The sequence below is a fragment of the Nonomuraea mesophila genome, from assembly GCF_004352805.1.
GTDB classification, from domain to species: domain Bacteria; phylum Actinomycetota; class Actinomycetes; order Streptosporangiales; family Streptosporangiaceae; genus Nonomuraea; species Nonomuraea longispora.
This window is the reverse complement of sequence record NZ_SMLD01000010.1, coordinates 75839-90576: the sequence shown is the minus strand read 5'-3', so window position 1 is coordinate 90576 and position 14738 is coordinate 75839. Positions and strand designations below refer to the sequence as shown.

14 protein-coding genes are annotated in these 14738 nt (G+C 69.0%); 7 read left to right on the top strand and 7 right to left on the bottom strand.

Annotated elements, in window-relative coordinates; translation table 11 throughout:
• Positions 1-33: 33 nt before the first annotated feature.
• Positions 34-1173: an FAD-dependent oxidoreductase gene (locus E1295_RS06270; RefSeq protein WP_132628705.1), complete on the bottom strand. Its 1140-nt coding sequence runs from the start codon at positions 1171-1173 to the stop codon at positions 34-36.
• 99 nt (positions 1174-1272) lie between these two features.
• On the opposite strand from E1295_RS06270, the gene E1295_RS06265 reads away from it, so the two are divergent.
• The 7 genes from E1295_RS06265 to E1295_RS06235 all read left to right on the top strand — a co-directional run bounded on the left by E1295_RS06265 (position 1273) and on the right by E1295_RS06235 (position 7976).
• Positions 1273-1824: a TetR/AcrR family transcriptional regulator gene (locus E1295_RS06265; protein ID WP_132628704.1), complete on the top strand. Its 552-nt coding sequence runs from the start codon at positions 1273-1275 to the stop codon at positions 1822-1824.
• A gap of 118 nt (positions 1825-1942) precedes the next feature.
• Entirely contained in the window at positions 1943-3034 is a 1092-nt protein-coding gene (locus E1295_RS06260; protein WP_220448564.1) for an ABC transporter ATP-binding protein, read from the top strand.
• Complete coding sequence (locus E1295_RS06255) at positions 3027-4133, top strand: ABC transporter ATP-binding protein (protein ID WP_132628702.1); 1107 nt, start codon at positions 3027-3029, stop codon at positions 4131-4133. Before E1295_RS06260 ends, E1295_RS06255 begins: the two co-directional genes overlap by 8 nt.
• Positions 4130-5083 (top strand): carbohydrate ABC transporter permease, encoded by a 954-nt coding sequence (locus E1295_RS06250; protein ID WP_132628701.1) that lies wholly within the window; start codon positions 4130-4132, stop codon positions 5081-5083. Before E1295_RS06255 ends, E1295_RS06250 begins: the two co-directional genes overlap by 4 nt.
• Positions 5084-5087: 4 nt before the next feature.
• On the top strand, positions 5088-5894 hold the full coding sequence (locus E1295_RS06245) for a carbohydrate ABC transporter permease (protein ID WP_132628700.1): 807 nt from the start codon (positions 5088-5090) through the stop codon (positions 5892-5894).
• 2 nt (positions 5895-5896) lie between these two features.
• Positions 5897-6172 carry a DUF2160 domain-containing protein gene (locus E1295_RS06240; RefSeq protein WP_220448563.1) on the top strand — a complete coding sequence of 92 codons (276 nt, stop codon included), beginning with the start codon at positions 5897-5899 and terminating at the stop codon, positions 6170-6172.
• Positions 6173-6191: 19 nt separating this feature from the next.
• Positions 6192-7976 (top strand): ABC transporter substrate-binding protein, encoded by a 1785-nt coding sequence (locus tag E1295_RS06235; RefSeq protein WP_220448562.1) that lies wholly within the window; start codon positions 6192-6194, stop codon positions 7974-7976.
• Between the two features lie 46 nt (positions 7977-8022).
• Here the strand turns inward: E1295_RS06235 and E1295_RS06230 are convergent, their stop codons facing one another.
• The 6 genes from E1295_RS06230 to E1295_RS06205 form a co-directional block, all read right to left on the bottom strand.
• Positions 8023-9063 carry an alpha/beta hydrolase family protein gene (locus E1295_RS06230; RefSeq protein ID WP_132628699.1) on the bottom strand — a complete coding sequence of 347 codons (1041 nt, stop codon included), beginning with the start codon at positions 9061-9063 and terminating at the stop codon, positions 8023-8025.
• On the bottom strand, positions 9053-10333 hold the full coding sequence (locus E1295_RS06225) for a Gfo/Idh/MocA family protein (protein ID WP_132628698.1): 1281 nt from the start codon (positions 10331-10333) through the stop codon (positions 9053-9055). The genes E1295_RS06230 and E1295_RS06225 overlap by 11 nt, the downstream gene beginning before the upstream one ends.
• 22 nt (positions 10334-10355) lie before the next feature.
• On the bottom strand, positions 10356-11639 hold the full coding sequence (locus E1295_RS06220; RefSeq protein ID WP_132628697.1) for an ABC transporter substrate-binding protein: 1284 nt from the start codon (positions 11637-11639) through the stop codon (positions 10356-10358).
• Positions 11640-11683: 44 nt separating this feature from the next.
• Positions 11684-12550: a carbohydrate ABC transporter permease gene (locus tag E1295_RS06215; protein ID WP_132628696.1), complete on the bottom strand. Its 867-nt coding sequence runs from the start codon at positions 12548-12550 to the stop codon at positions 11684-11686.
• Positions 12534-13496, bottom strand: a complete 963-nt coding sequence (locus E1295_RS06210; RefSeq protein WP_132628695.1) for a carbohydrate ABC transporter permease — start codon at positions 13494-13496, stop codon at positions 12534-12536. Before E1295_RS06210 ends, E1295_RS06215 begins: the two co-directional genes overlap by 17 nt.
• 212 nt (positions 13497-13708) lie before the next feature.
• On the bottom strand, positions 13709-14662 hold the full coding sequence (locus E1295_RS06205) for a LacI family DNA-binding transcriptional regulator (protein WP_132628694.1): 954 nt from the start codon (positions 14660-14662) through the stop codon (positions 13709-13711).
• Between the last annotated feature and the right edge of the window lie 76 nt (positions 14663-14738).

Sequence of the window (14738 nt, the reverse complement as noted above, 5' to 3'; positions counted from 1 at the left end):
CGCCGGGGCGGGTGGCGGGTGCGCGGCCGGCGCTCAACGCCGGTCCAGGCCGGACAGCTGCAAGGCCAGGCGGCGGCGTACGGCGGGCAGCCGTCCCGCCAGCCGCAGCACGAGGTTGCGCACCGGCCGCCTGGCCGCGCTCATGGTGGCCAGCATCGTCAGGCGGCTCGCCAGCCCCACCACCTTCCCGGCGACGGGCCGGCGGGCCTCGGCGTAGCCGTCGAGCAGGTCGGGTGAGCCGCCGCCGAGCACGCGCGAGAGGGTCTCCCCCAGCATGACGGCGTCCTCGATCCCGAGGTTCATGCCCTGCCCGCCGGCCGGCGAGTGCACGTGCGCCGCGTCGCCCGCCAGCAGCACCCGCCCCTTCCTGTACGTCCGCGCGATGCGGTGGTGCACGCGGAAGCGCGACCCCCACACCACCTCCTCCACCACGGCGGGCACGGCCTCGGGCCCGCGCGTGGCGAGCAGCCGCTGCACGAACTCCGCGCCGGGCTCGTGCGGCGCCTCGTCCACGGTGGCCACGATCCGGTGGAGGCCGTCGGGCAGCGGCGCGAGCACCACCAGGCCGGCCGGCGAGAAGTACAGGACGACCTCGTCGTGCGGCACGCCGCCGCTCAGCCGCACGTCGGCCAGGGTGAACGACTCGGCGTAGGTGCCGCCGTCGAAGGCGATGCCCGACCGCTCGCGTACGAGGCTGTGCATGCCGTCGGCGCCCACCAGGTAGGCCGCCCGCACCGAGCGCCCGTCGTCGAGCGCGGCGGTGACGCCGCCGTCGTCCTGCTCGAACGAGGTCACCCGCACCGGCCGCAGCACCTTGCCGCCCAGCTCCTCCAGCCGGGCCAGCAGATACGCCTCCGTGTCGGCCTGGGAGATCATCAGCGTGTACGGGTAGCGCGTGGGCAGCCCGTCGAAGGGCACGGTCACCAGCACCCGGTCACGGTCGCGGATGGTGAAGCGCGGCGTGTGCGCCCCGCGTTCGACGAGCGCCGGCGTGACACCGTACGGCTCCAGCAGTTCCAGCGTGCGCGGGTGCACGACGGCGGCCCTGGAGGTGTTGGCGCCCTCGGCCTGGCCGTCGACGATGACGACGTCGTGGCCGAGCCGGGTCAGGACGACGGCGGTGGCCAGCCCGACCGGGCCGGCTCCGACGACGAGCACGTCCGTGTTGATCATTTCTCCTCCTCAGCGAGGCCAACATTTGAAGGCCAACACCTGTTGACGTTAGAGACCGCCGCCTGGATTGTCAACACGCGTTGGCCTACACTTGTTGGCATGAGGAGATCCTCCGGTGAGACGAGGGCGGCCGTCCTGGCCGCGGCCCGCGAACGGTTCGCCGCCGACGGCTACGAGCGGGCCACGATCAGGGCCATCGCCGCCGCGGCGGGCATCGACCCCGCCCAGGTCATGCGCCACTTCGGCAGCAAGGAACGCCTGTTCGCGGCGGCGTGCGAGGCCGACCTGCGCCCGCCCGACCTGCGCGGCACGCCGCCCGGCGAGATCGCCGCCACGCTCGTGCGCCACTTCCTGGAGCGCTGGGAGTCAGGCGAGACCCTGCGGATCCTCCTGCGCGCGGGCGTCACGAACGCGGCGGCGGCCGAGCGACTGCGTGCCGTCTTCGCCGAGCAGCTCATCCCCATGACGGCGGCGCTGACCGGCGACCCGGAACACGCTCCGGTCCGGGCCGGGCTCGTCTCGGCGCAAATACTCGGAATGGCCCTGTGCCGTCATGTTCTGGCATTACCGCCGCTGGCCGCGCTGACCAGGGAAGAAGTCGTCGAGGCGATAGGCCCGGCCGTTCACCGCCATCTCGGACTTGGGTCTTGACACACAACAGCACCGCCATTAACTGCGATAACAACTGCCCTCTTTGCACACACAATCAGATCATGTTAGATGGAGAGCAAAGGCACTGATCATGCGCCGGCAGAGAGGACCGGGCACCGTGACGCTGATACTCGATGGCGTCTTCGTGCGGCGGCGCGGGGAGACCTGGCTCGATGACATTCACCTGGAATTACCGAATGGAATGACCACCCTCGTCGGCCCCATGACCGCGGGAAAGACGACTTTGATGCGCGTCGCGGCCGGTTTGCTGCCGCCCGACTCGGGCCGGGTGGTGGTCGGCGGAAAGGACGTGACCGGCATTTCCGTGCGCAAACGCTCGGTCGCCTTCGTCTATCAGCAATTCATCAACTACCCGTCCCTGACCGTCTACGAGAACATCGCCTCGCCGCTCCGCCTCGACCGGGCGTTCCGCCGCGACGGGATCGACCGGCGGGTGCGCGAGGTGGCCGAGCTCATGGGCATCGCGCAGCTGCTCGACCGCCGGCCCGCCGAGCTGTCGGGCGGCCAGCAGCAGCGCACCGCCATCGCCCGCGCCCTGGCCCGGCCCGTCGACGTGCTGCTGCTCGACGAGCCGCTGGCCAACCTCGACTTCAAGCTGCGCGAGCAGCTCCGCGCCGACCTGAAGACCATGTTCACCGGCTCCTCCGGCGTCGTCCTCTACGCCACCGCCGACCCGAACGAGGCACTGACGTTCGCCGCCCCCACCGTGGTCCTGGGCGAGGGCAGGGTCCAGCACGTCGGCGACGTCGCGAAGACGTACGCGCACCCGCCCACCCTCGCCGTCGCGGCCACGCTCAGCGACCCGCCGCTCAACCTGCTGCCCGGCGTCGTACGCGACGGCCGGATCGAGTGCCTCGGCACGTCGTTCCCCGCGCCCCGCGCCCACGCCGACGGCCACCGCGTCATGCTCGGCGTACGGCCCCACCAGGTGAGCATCACCCCCAACGGCCGCGCCGCGCTCGAACTGCCCGCCGAGATCCGGCTCGCCGAGGTCACCGGCAGCGCGACGTTCCTGCACCTGCTGCTCCAGGGCGGGCTCCACCTGGTCGCGCACCTGGAGGGCACCCGGCTCTTCACGCCGGGCGAGTCCACGGTCGCCCGCATCGACCCGGCGCACGTCTTCGTCTTCGACGAGGACGGCGGCCGCCTGCTCGCCACCAGCGCCGCGGAGGTCGACCTGCATGGCTGACATCCGCCTCGAAGGCGTGGGACACAGCTACGACGGCGGCCGCACGTGGGCGCTCCAACCGATGACCTGGACGTGGCGGAGCTCCCGGGCGTACGCGCTGCTGGGGCCGAGCGGCTGCGGCAAGACCACGCTGCTCAACATCATCTCCGGCCTGATCACGCCCACGGTGGGCCGGATCTGGTTCGGCGAGAGCGAGGTCACCGGCGTGCCCACGGCCGGCCGCAACATCGCGCAGGTCTTCCAGTTCCCGGTCCTGTACGAGGAGATGTCGGTCTACGACAACCTCGCCTTCCCCCTCCGTAACCGGAAATTTCCTAAGAAAGAGGTGGACGAACGCGTCCGCCAGGTCTCTCGGCTCCTTGGCCTCGACCAGGTGCTGCGCCGCAGGTCGCGCCGGCTCGACCCGGGCCGCCAGCAGATCGTCAGCCTGGGCCGCGGCCTGGTCCGCCCCCAGGTGGCCGCGGTCCTGCTGGACGAGCCGCTGACCGTGGTCGACCCGGCGCTGAAGTGGACGCTGCGCAGCAAGCTCAAGGAGATCCACCGCGACACCGGCCACACGCTGATCTACGTCACCCACGACCAGACCGAGGCACTGACGTTCGCCGACGAGGTCGTGGTGCTCAACGACGGGGCCATCGTGCAGGCGGGCGAGCCGGCCGAGCTGTTCCTGTCGCCGTCGCACGAGTTCGTCGGGCACTTCATCGGCTCGCCGGGGATGAACATGGTCCCCGCCGAGATCGCCGACGGCGTCGTCCGCGTCGGCGCGTCCACCGTGGGCACCGTGGGCGGCGACGCCCCGGACGGCCTGCCGCCGGGACCGGTCAGGATCGGGGTGCGGCCCGAGTTCGTCCGGATCGCCGGGCCCGGCGCCTCCCCCGGCGCGGCGGCCACGGTCACCGGGATCGACCGTATGGGCGCGTACGACCTCGTGCACACCCGGGTCGGCGAGCACCCGCTGATCGTCAAGACCGAGGCGGGCTCCGCCTGCGAACCGGACGCGGCCGTGTTCCTGCACTTCCCCGCGGACCGCACGTTCCTGTTCCGCGACAAGGTCAGGTGCGGCTCCCTCGCGCCGCTGAACGGAAGGGAGCCGTCATGACCGAGCGCACCACCGTCGCGGACAGCCCGGCCGGCCTCGCGGAACCGGCGGCCGCGCCGGCCGAGGAGGCCAAGGACACGAGGACCGACGCCCGGCCGAGGAACAACCGCGCGTGGTGGCTGGTCCTGCCGGTCGTCGTGTCGGTGGCCTTCACGGCGGTGATCCCGCTGATGACCGTGGTCAACTACTCCGTGCAGGACGTCTTCAGCCCCAGCGAGCGCATCTTCGTCGGCCTGGAGTGGTTCCGCGACGTCGCCCGCGACCCGGAGGTGCGCGGGGCGTTCGTGCGCACGCTGCTGTTCTCGGCGCAGGTGCTGCTGATCGAGATCCCGCTCGGGGTGGCCATCGCCGTGGCCATGCCGCGCCGCGGCGTCTCGGTGTCGGTGGCGCTGGTGCTGGTCGCGCTGCCGCTGCTCATCCCGTGGAACGTGGTCGGCACGATCTGGCAGATCTTCGCCCGCGGCGACATCGGCCTGGGCGGCTGGGCGATCAACAACGTGCTCGGCGTCAACTTCAACTACACGCTCGACTCCACCGACGCCTGGCTCACCGTGCTGGCCATGGACGTGTGGCACTGGACGCCGCTGGTGGCGCTGCTGGCGTACGCGGGGCTGCGCTCGATCCCCCAGCCGTACTTCCAGGCCGCGCAGATCGACGGCGCCTCGGGGTGGGCCACCTTCCGGCACATTCAGTTGCCCCGGCTGCGCGGGGTGCTGACGATCGCGATCCTGCTCAGGTTCATGGACAGCTTCATGATCTACACCGAGCCGTTCGTGGTGACCGGCGGCGGGCCGGGGAACGCGACGTCGTTCCTGAGCATCCTGCTGTCGAAGATCGCGGTCGGCCAGTTCGACCTCGGCCCCGCGGGCGCGTTCTCGCTGCTCTACTTCCTGTTCGTCCAGGTGCTCTGTTACGTCTTCTTCACCGTGCTGACCAGGTCGGGAAGGTGAACCCATGAGAAGGCTCCCGTGGGCGCGCACGGTCTTCTGGCTCTACGTGGCCACCCTGATGCTGCCCATCCTGTGGATGTTCGGCATGTCGATCCGGCCGAACGAGGACATCCTCGGCAGTTTCTCGCTCATCCCCGAACGGGTGACGTTCGACAACTACGCCACGTTCTTCGGGGAGACGTCGTGGTATTCGAGCTATCTCAACTCCATCATCTACACCTCGCTGAACGCGGTGATGTCGCTCATCGTGGCGCTGCCCGCGGCCTACGCCTTCTCGCGTTTCAGGTTCGCCGGTGACAAACACCTGTTCTTCTGGCTGCTGACGAACCGGATGGCGCCGCCGGCGGTGTTCCTGCTGCCGTTCTTCCAGATCTACCAGAGCGTCGGCCTCTTCGACACGCACCTCGGCGTGGCCATCGCGCACATGCTCTTCAACGTGCCCCTCGCGGTCTGGATTCTCGAGGGATTCATGTCGGGAATTCCGCGGGAGATCGACGAGACCGCCGCGATCGACGGTTATTCGCTGCCGCGCTTCTTCGTCCGGATATTCCTGCCGATGATCCGCTCGGCCATCGGCGTGACCGCGTTCTTCTGCTTCATGTTCAGCTGGGTCGAACTGCTCATCGCCAGGACCATCACCTCGGTGAACGCCAAGCCCATCGCCGCGGCGATGACGCGGACGGTGAGCGCGGCGGGCGTCGACTGGGGGCTGCTGGCGACGGCGGGAGTGCTGACCATCGTGCCCGGCGCGATCGTCATCTGGTTCGTCCGCAACTACATCGCCAAGGGCTTCGCCATGGGGAGGGTGTAGCCGTGCTCGACTGGATGGTCTGGACCGTCCCCACGGCCCTGGTCTTCGCCGGCCTGGCCGTGCTGCTGATCGCCATGACGATCTGGGGCCGCATCTCTCCTCCCGTGGCCAGGCGGGGCTTCCTGCGCATCGAGACCGATCGGGGCGACCGGCTCTACATCGGCCTGATCAGCGCCGCCGTCGTGCTGGCGGGCTGGATCGCAATCACCGACCTGTCCATGTGGTTCGCGCTCGGCTGCGCGCTGCTCGTGGCGGTCGTGATCGGCATATGGGGCTAACGGAAAGGGAGTCAATGCGATGAGGCGACGGACGACGAGGTCCGCGACCATGGGGGCGGCGGCGCTCCTCCTGGTGGTGGCCGGCTGCACGCAGGGCGCGGACAAGCCCACGAGCGACTTCAAGGAGGCCGACGGCAGGGCCGCCGCCCAGCGGTGGGTGTCGGAGGAGTTCACCCCGAGCACGCTGAGCAAGGACGAGCAGCTCGCGGAGATGGAGTGGTTCATGAAGGCCGCGGCGCCGTACCGTGGCATGCAGATCAACGTGGTCTCCGAGACGATCACCACGCACGAGTACGAGTCACGCCAGCTCGCCAAGGCGTTCACCGAGATCACCGGGATCAGGATCAAGCACGATCTGATCCAGGAGGGTGACGTCATCGAGAAGCTGCAGACCCAGATCCAGGGCGACCAGAACATCTACGACGCCTACGTCAACGACTCCGACCTCATCGGCACCCACTCGCGCGGCGACTACGTGCTCCCCCTGTCGGACTACATGGCCGGCGAGGGCAAGAAGGTCACCTCGCCCACGCTCGACCTCGACGACTTCATCGGCATCAGCTTCACCACCGGCCCGGACAAGAAGATCTACCAGCTGCCCGACCAGCAGTTCGCCAACCTCTACTGGTTCCGCTACGACTGGTTCACCGACCCCGACATCAAGAAGCAGTTCAAGGACGCCTACGGCTACGACCTCGGCGTGCCGGTCAACTGGGCGGCCTACGAGGACATCGCCGACTTCTTCACCAACAAGGTCAACGGCGACGGCACCATCGACGGCAAGAAGGTCTACGGCCACATGGACTACGGCCGCAAGGACCCGTCGCTGGGCTGGCGCTTCACCGACTCGTGGTTGTCCATGGCGGGCAACGGCGACCCCGGCATCCCCAACGGCCTGCCGGTGGACGACTGGGGCATCAGGGTCGAGGACTGCCGCCCGGTCGGCTCGTCCGTCACGCGCGGCGGCGACACCAACGGCCCCGCGGCGGTCTACGCGCTCACCAAGTACGTCGACTGGCTCAAGAAGTACGCCCCCGAGGAAGCCGCGGGCATGAACTTCAGCGAGGCCGGCCCGGTCCCCGCCCAGGGCCACATCGCCCAGCAGATCTTCTGGTACACCTCGTTCACCGCCGACATGACCAAGCCGGGGCTGTCGGTGGTCAACGAGGACGGCACACCCAAGTGGCGCATCGCGCCGAGCCCGCACGGGGCGTACTGGAAGGACGGCAACAAGCTCGGCTACCAGGACGCGGGCTCCTGGACGTTGCTGAAGAGCACGCCGGAGGAGCGCAGGGCCGCCGCCTGGCTGTACGCGCAGTTCGTGACGTCGAAGACGGTGTCGCTGAAGAAGTCGATCGTCGGGCTGACGTTCATCCGCGACTCCGACATCAGGAGCGACCACTTCGCCGACAACGCCGAGAACTACGGCGGGCTCATCGAGTTCTACGGCTCGCCCGCCCGCAAGCAGTGGACCCCGACCGGCACGAATGTGCCCGACTACCCGAAGCTGGCCCAGCTGTGGTGGCAGAACGTGGCCACGGCCGTGACCGGCGAGACCACGGCGCAGCAGTCGATGGACAACCTGGCCAAGCAGCAGGACGACATCCTGTCCCGGCTGGAGCGGCTCTCGCGTGAGCGGGAGGGCTACGGCGGCCAGTGCGCGCCGAAGCTGAACCCCGAGCGCGACGCCCAGTACTGGTACGACCAGCCCGGCGCCCCCGCGCCGAAGCTGGCCGACGAGCGCGGCAAGCCCGAGACGCTCGACTACGACAAGCTCGTCGCCACCTGGAAGAAGTCCGACTAGCGGAAGGAGCGCCGCCGCCCGTGGCAGGCCGGGCGGCGGCCGTCCGTCAGCCCGCCAGGTGGCGGGCCAGCCAGTCGAAGGCCTGCTCCTGCATGGGTACGTCGAAGCTGTGCGGCACCTCGGCGAACACCGCCTCGTAGCGCTCCGGCGCGTCGCGGTAGCGTTCGACGATCGTGGCGTGGGCGCGCCGCATGCCCGTCTCGGGGAACAACTCGTCGCGCAGGGCGTACTGGACCATGAGGGGTTCGGGGGCGCGGGCGGCCACCAGGTCGGGCCAGTCGCCCAGGCGTGGCAGGCCGGGCGGGAAGAGCATCCAGGTGTGCTTGGCGACGTGCCCGCCGAGCATGTCGCGGTAGGAGGACATCATGGCGGCGACGACGACCGCGCGCACCTGCGGGTCGAAGGCGCCGAGCAGCCCGGCGCGCAACCCGCCACCCGACAGTCCCGCGCACCCGACCGGCCCGACGTCCGGCCTGGAGCGCAGGTAGGCTGCCGCGGCCAGGTCCTCGCCCGCGACCACGCCCGCGAACGACGTGCCGAGCATCGCGCAGTGTTTGGCCACGACGTGCTCGTGCGCGACGGCGGCCTGGTCGTAGCGGTCTGCCTCGCTCCCCGGGCCGTCCCCGGTCTCCAGCGGGAAGCGGCGGCTGCCCCAGACGAACACGTCGTGCGCGAGCACCGCGAAGCCCCGGCGGGCCAGCTCGTTGACGAACGCGCGGCCACCGTACAGGTCCTGCCGCACCCTGCTCACCTCGGGCGACGGCCCTTCGGGGCCGTCGGCGATCTTCTCCTTGCCGGCCCACTTCATCCCGGCGTGGCAGTGCAGCGCCACCACCCCGGGCAGCGGCCCGTCCGCGCCGCGCGGGCGCAGCAGGAACGCGCGGGTACGCGGCCCGAACCCCACCGACCAGGACAGTTCCTCGCCCGCCAGGTCGCCGTCGGTCCAGGTGCGCTCGACCCGCACGTCGCGGGCGGTCAGGTCGAGCACCCCCATCGCCTCACGCGCCGCGGCCCGCAGCTCGGGCCCCTCCGGTACGGGGTAGAGCCCGCGCTGCGCCCCGGCGATCTCCGCCAGCTCAGCGAACACGTGTGCCGTCGTCCTCCAGCGCCACGGGGGCGCCGGAGCGGGCGGACAGGGTGGCCGCGACGCCCGTCAGCACGCTGCGGATGCCGTCGCGGTAGCCGGCCTGCCGGGCCAGCGGGTCGTCGCCGGCGCCGCGGAAGACGTCGTCGAGCAGCAGGCGGTCACCACCGCCGTGTCCTCCGGCCCCGCTCTCGATGGGCACCTCCTCCGGCGGGCTCCAGTGGCGGCGCAGCGTGAGCCGCTCCCACGCCCCCGAGGCGTGCGCCTTGGAGGCGGCGCTCGGGTCGATGGCGGCGTGCGGCGGCGTCCACTCCCGCTCCACGACGTCCAGCTCCAGCCGTCCCTCCGTGCCGTTGAAGGCCACGCGGTAGCCCTCCCAGGGGGCGTGGGCGTGCAGCGAGTACGTCATGATCGCGCGGTTGGTGTAGCGCACGAGCACGGACATGTTGTCGTCGATCGTGACGCCCTCGCCGAAGACGTCCTGGTCGCGGATGTAGCCGTCCTCGTGCTCGGCGTCGAGATAGAGGCTCCTGAGCCGGGGGTCGGCGGAGATGTCCAGGATGAACGGGTCGGTGCCGAGGCCGGGTGCGCCCTGCCCGCGTTCAGGGCGCGGGTCGAGCCCGCGGTTCCTGGCGTTCTCTGCGCCGTAGAAGCGCAGGTCGGTCTGGGCGAAGACGAGCTCGGGCGCCGCCCCCAGCCACCAGTTGACCAGGTCGAAGTGGTGGGTGGACTTGTGCACGAGCAGGCCGCCCGAGCTGTCCCTGTCGCGGTGCCAGCGGCGGAAGTAGTCGGCGCCGTGGATCGTGTCGAGCGTCCACTCGAAGTGCACGGAGGTGACCTCGCCGATCGCGCCGTCCATGAGGATGCGGCGCACGGCGGAGTTGCGCGGCGAGTAGCGGTAGTTGAAGGTGACGATCAGTCTGCCGCTGCTGCGCTCGGCCGACGCCGCGATGGCCGCGCACCCCTCGGCGTCGGTGGTGAGCGGCTTCTCGACGATGACGTCCTTGCCGGCGTCGAGCGCCGCGCACACGTAGCGGGCGTGCGCGGCGTCGACGGTGGTGACGATGACCGCGTCGGCGAGCTCGAGCGCCTTGCCGAACTCATCGGGGGCGAAACGCGGCACCTGGGCACCGATCCGCTCGGCGTAGTAGTCCATGCGGGTGCGGTTCGTGTCGCACAGGGCGACGATGGTGCCGGCGTCGCGCCACTCTCCGAGCAGCGCGTCGACGTACATCTGCGCGCGGTGCCCGAGCCCGACGAACGCGTACTTCATGTCTCTCCTTTGATGCGAAGGATCAGCCCGCGATGGAGGCGTTGGCCTCGGTCAGGAACTTCTGTGCGGCGTCGTCGGGCGTCATCCTGCCGAACAGGACCTCCTCCGAGTACCGCGTCAGGATGTCTTCCATGGCGCTGGCACCCTTGGGCGGCGCGGCCGGCGGGTCCGACAGCTCGCTCCTGACCTCGTCGATGAAGTCGAGCGTCTTGATGTCGGTGGGCGGCAGCTTGTCCTTGACCGCCGCCAGCACCTTGGAGCTGGCCGGCAGGCCGCGGTCGCTCAGGATGATCTCGCCCGCCTCGGGGTCGTTGATCATGTAGTCGATGAACTTGGCGGCCTCGGCCGGGTGCTCGCTCTTCGACGAGGCGGTGTAGAGCATCGCCGGCTGCAGGAACATGCCGCCGGTGGTGGCGCCCTCCGCCTTCGGCATGCGCAGCAGGCTGACGTCCTGGCCCGACGCCTTGTTGATGGCGCCGAGCTGGTTGCTCCACCACATGCCCATCGCGCCGGTGTTGGTGCCGAGCAGCGACTGGTCCACGCTCTGGGCGCCGATCTCGACGCTCTTGGCGGCGTCGGGGGTGCCCTTGGTCTTGATCAGCGTCTGCATGTTCGACCACCACGCCTTGAGCGTGTCGGGCGAGATGCCGAGCTTGTTGCCCTGATAGAACTTCTCGCCGCGCTGCGCGGCGAAGATCTCCAGATAACCGGGGTTGAAGCTCTGCTGCGTGCCGAAGACCTTGCCGCCGCTCTCGGCGGTGATCTTCGACGCCAGGTCGACGTAGTCCTCCCAGGTCCACTTGGTGTCGTCGGGCAGCTTCTGCCCGTTCTTCTCGACCAGGTCCGGGTTGACCACCAGGCTGAAGGCGTTGACGCCGGTGGGGATGGCGTACTGCTTGCCGTCGATGGCGCCGGTGGTCAGCACCTTGGCGTCGATGTCGGCGGTGTTGACCTTGCCCGCGAGGTCGGCCAGCGCACCGCGCTCGGCGTATTCGCGCAGGCCGCGGATCTCGATGGTGATGACGTCGGGCGCGTCGTTGCCCGCGACCTTGGTGGCCAGCGTCTCGTAGTAGCTGCCGAAGTCGGAGAACTCGCCCTCGATGTCGATGTTCGGGTTCTTCGCCTCGAACTTCTTGATCGCCTCTTCGGTCATCTTCTGCCGCGCGTCGCTGCCCCAGTAGGAGAAGCGCACCTTGACCTTGCCATCAGCGCTCTCGCCGCCGCTGTCACTGCCGCAGGCCGCGGTGACCGCCAGCACAGCGGTGGCGAGCAGGGCCGCCGACCACATCTTCTTGCCAGAGCTCACGGCTCTTCCTCCTAGGGGTCATCTGGGTTGGGGGGTAGGGGGAACTACTTCAGTCCCGTGGTGGCGACACCACGGATCAGGTATTTCTGCCCGGCCAGGAAAAATCCGAAGATCGGGCCGAGCGCGATGATCGACATGGCGAACATAGGTCCCCAGGAGGACTCACCACTAGAGTCCAGGAACGTCCGCAACGCGACTGGGACAGTGAAGTTATCCGGGTTGTTCAGATAGAGCAGCTGGCTGAGGAAGTCGTTCCACGTCCAGATGAACGTGAAGATCGCGGTGGTGGCCAGGGCGGGCAGGGAGAGCGGCATGACGACCCTGATGAAGATGCGCCAGTAGCCGGCGCCGTCGATCTCGGCCGCCTCGTCCAGCTCTCTCGGCAGGGTGCGGATGAACTGCACCATGAGGAAGATGAAGAACGCGTCGGTGGCCAGCACCTTCGGCATGACCAGCGGCCAGATCGTGTTGATCAGGTCGAGCTCGGAGAACATGATGTACTGCGGCACGATCACCACGTGGTGCGGCAACATGATCGTGCCCAGCATGATCGCGAACCAGAGCCGCTTCAGCGGGAAGTTGAGCCGGGCGAAGGCGTAGGCGGCCAGCGAGCAGGCCACCAGGTTCGCCACCACCGACAGCCCGGTGATGAGCGCCGAGTTCCACAGGTAGTAGCCGAAGGGATGCTTCAGCGCGGTCCAGCCCTCGGTGTAGTTCTCCAGCGTGATCGTGCTCGGCAGCAGGCCGGGCTGCCGGAAGATGAGCTCCTCCGGCTTGAGCGAGCTGGAGACCATCCAGAGCAGCGGATAGAGCATGATCACGCCGAAGCCGATCAGCAGGATGTGCTTGACCACCCGTCCGCCCTTGAGCGGGCGGAACAGCACCGGAACCGGCCTACTTGGTGTCGCCATAGAAGACCCAATACTTGGAAGCGAGGAAGTTCACCCCGGTCAGCCCGGCGATGATGAGCAGCAGGACCCACGCCATCGCGGCCGCGTAGCCCATGTCGTAGTCCCTGAATCCGTTCAGGTAGAGGTAGAGCGTGTAGAAGAGCGTCGAGTCGGCGGGACCACCGGTGCCGTTGCTCACGATGAACGACTGCGTGAACGACTGGAACGACTTGATGATCTCCAGCACGAGGTTGAAGAAGATGATCGGCGTCAGCAGCGGCAGCGTGATCGACCTGAACTGCCGCAGCGGGCCGGCGCCGTCGACCGCGGCGGCCTCGTAGTAGCTGCTGGGGATCTGCCGGAGCCCGGCCAGAAAGATGATCATGGGGGCGCCGAACGTCCACACGTGCAGGATGATCAGCGTGCCGAGCGCGTAGTCGGGGTGGCCGACCCAGCCGGGCCCCTCGATGCCGAAGGCTCCGAGCAGCGCGTTGACCAGGCCGTCGGCGCCGAACACCTTGCGCCAGAGGATCGCGATCGCGACGCTGCCGCCGAGCAGCGAGGGCAGGTAGAAGATCGAGCGGTAGATCGCCAGTCCGCGCAGCCCCCGGTCGAGCACCAGGGCCAGCGCGAGCGCGAAGGCGAGTTGCAGCGGCACCGAGACGACCACGTAGATGGTGGTGACCTTGAGCGAGTTGATGTACCGCGGGTCCTCGGTGAACATCTTGACGTAGTTGTCGAAGCCGATCCACTCGGCCTCCTGCAAGAGGCTGTAGTCGGTGAACGACAGGTAGAGCGAGGCGAGGATCGGGCCGATCGTGATGACGAGCAGGCCGGCGAACCAGGGGGCCAGGAAGAGATAGGCGGCCCGCGCCTCACGGCGGGAGCGTTTCGTGGAGCGGTGTCCGCCGCCACGCGCGGGTTCGGTCACCGCCTCCAGGGGCTTCACCGCCACCGAGTCAGCCATGACGGAACTCACTCGTCATTACGAACCTTCCGGCGAGATTGTACTGGATAGCGCTTTCCTATAGCTGGCGGGAAAGTTGCGTCAACCCTTTGCAGCCGTTACCTGGCCGTTACCGATATATCGTTGACACGTTTCCCCTGCTGAACGAACTGGCCCGAGGAGAAGTCAGATGAATTTGGCCCTCGTTTAGTACAACCGTTTGCAGCTCTCCGCTAGCGCGGAGGCGCCGTGGAGTCCCTGACGACCAGTCGGGTCTCCAACGAGGTGGTGGCGCTCACCTCCTGGATGAGCAGGTCGACCGCCAGCCGCCCCGCCGCGGCGGTGGGCATGGCGACCGTGGTGAGTTTGGGACGGTTCAGCCGTCCTGGAACGATATCGTCGATCCCCACGACGCTCACGTCCGCGGGAACGCTCAGCCCGAGATCCCCGAGGCCCTCGATGAGCCCGATCGCCACCAGGTCGTTGTAGGCGAGCACGCCGGTCACCCCCGCGTCGCGCACCCGGCCCGCGGTGGCGAAGCCGCCCCGCTCGGTGGGCGCGTTGGGGCCGATGACGGTGAGTTCCACGTCCGGCACCCGCTCGGCGGCGGCGCGGATCTCCGCGCTCGTCCACGAGCCCGCCGGCCCCGACACCAGCGCCACCCGGCGGTGCCCGAGCCCGGCCAGATGCTCGACGGCCAGCCGGGCGCCGTGGCCGACGTCCATCAGCACGGTGGCTGCTCCCCGCAGCCGCCGGTTGATCACCACGAACGGCACCCGTTCCGCCAGCCGCTCCAGCGCCTTGTTGGACGAGCGCGGACTGCACAGCACCACCCCGTCCACCTGCTTGCTGAACGCCTGCACCAGCTCTTCCTCGGCGGCCGGCTCCTCGTCGGTGTCGGCCACGAACAGGTGGTAGTCGCGCTGCCTGGCGGCCGCGTGGGCGGCCTTGATCAGCGGCGGGAAGAACGGGTTGGCGATGTCGGCCACGATCAGGCCGAAATTGTGGGTGCGCCCGGTCGTGAGCGCCCTGGCCGCCCGGTTGGGCCGGTATCCGAGCTCCTCGGCCACCGTCAGCACCCTGGTGCGGGTGGCGGCGTTCACCATGTGCGGCGCGGAGAACGTCCGCGACACGGTCGATACATGCACACCGGAGGCCCGGGCCACATCACGAATCGTCACAGTCACAAATGCACACCCTAACGCAACCGCTTGCAGAGGCCATGGGGCAGATGAAAGCGCTTGCTGTACCATCCCGGAGGCA

Coding starts and splice junctions, on each gene's coding strand:
- E1295_RS06270 (WP_132628705.1), bottom strand. CDS start 1,173: ATGATCAACACGGACGTGCTCGTCGTCGGAGCCGGCCCGGTCGGGCTG.
- E1295_RS06265 (WP_132628704.1), top strand. CDS start 1,273: ATGAGGAGATCCTCCGGTGAGACGAGGGCGGCCGTCCTGGCCGCGGCC.
- E1295_RS06255 (WP_132628702.1), top strand. CDS start 3,027: ATGGCTGACATCCGCCTCGAAGGCGTGGGACACAGCTACGACGGCGGC.
- E1295_RS06250 (WP_132628701.1), top strand. CDS start 4,130: ATGACCGAGCGCACCACCGTCGCGGACAGCCCGGCCGGCCTCGCGGAA.
- E1295_RS06245 (WP_132628700.1), top strand. CDS start 5,088: ATGAGAAGGCTCCCGTGGGCGCGCACGGTCTTCTGGCTCTACGTGGCC.
- E1295_RS06235 (WP_220448562.1), top strand. CDS start 6,192: ATGAGGCGACGGACGACGAGGTCCGCGACCATGGGGGCGGCGGCGCTC.
- E1295_RS06225 (WP_132628698.1), bottom strand. CDS start 10,333: ATGAAGTACGCGTTCGTCGGGCTCGGGCACCGCGCGCAGATGTACGTC.
- E1295_RS06215 (WP_132628696.1), bottom strand. CDS start 12,550: ATGGCGACACCAAGTAGGCCGGTTCCGGTGCTGTTCCGCCCGCTCAAG.
- E1295_RS06210 (WP_132628695.1), bottom strand. CDS start 13,496: ATGGCTGACTCGGTGGCGGTGAAGCCCCTGGAGGCGGTGACCGAACCC.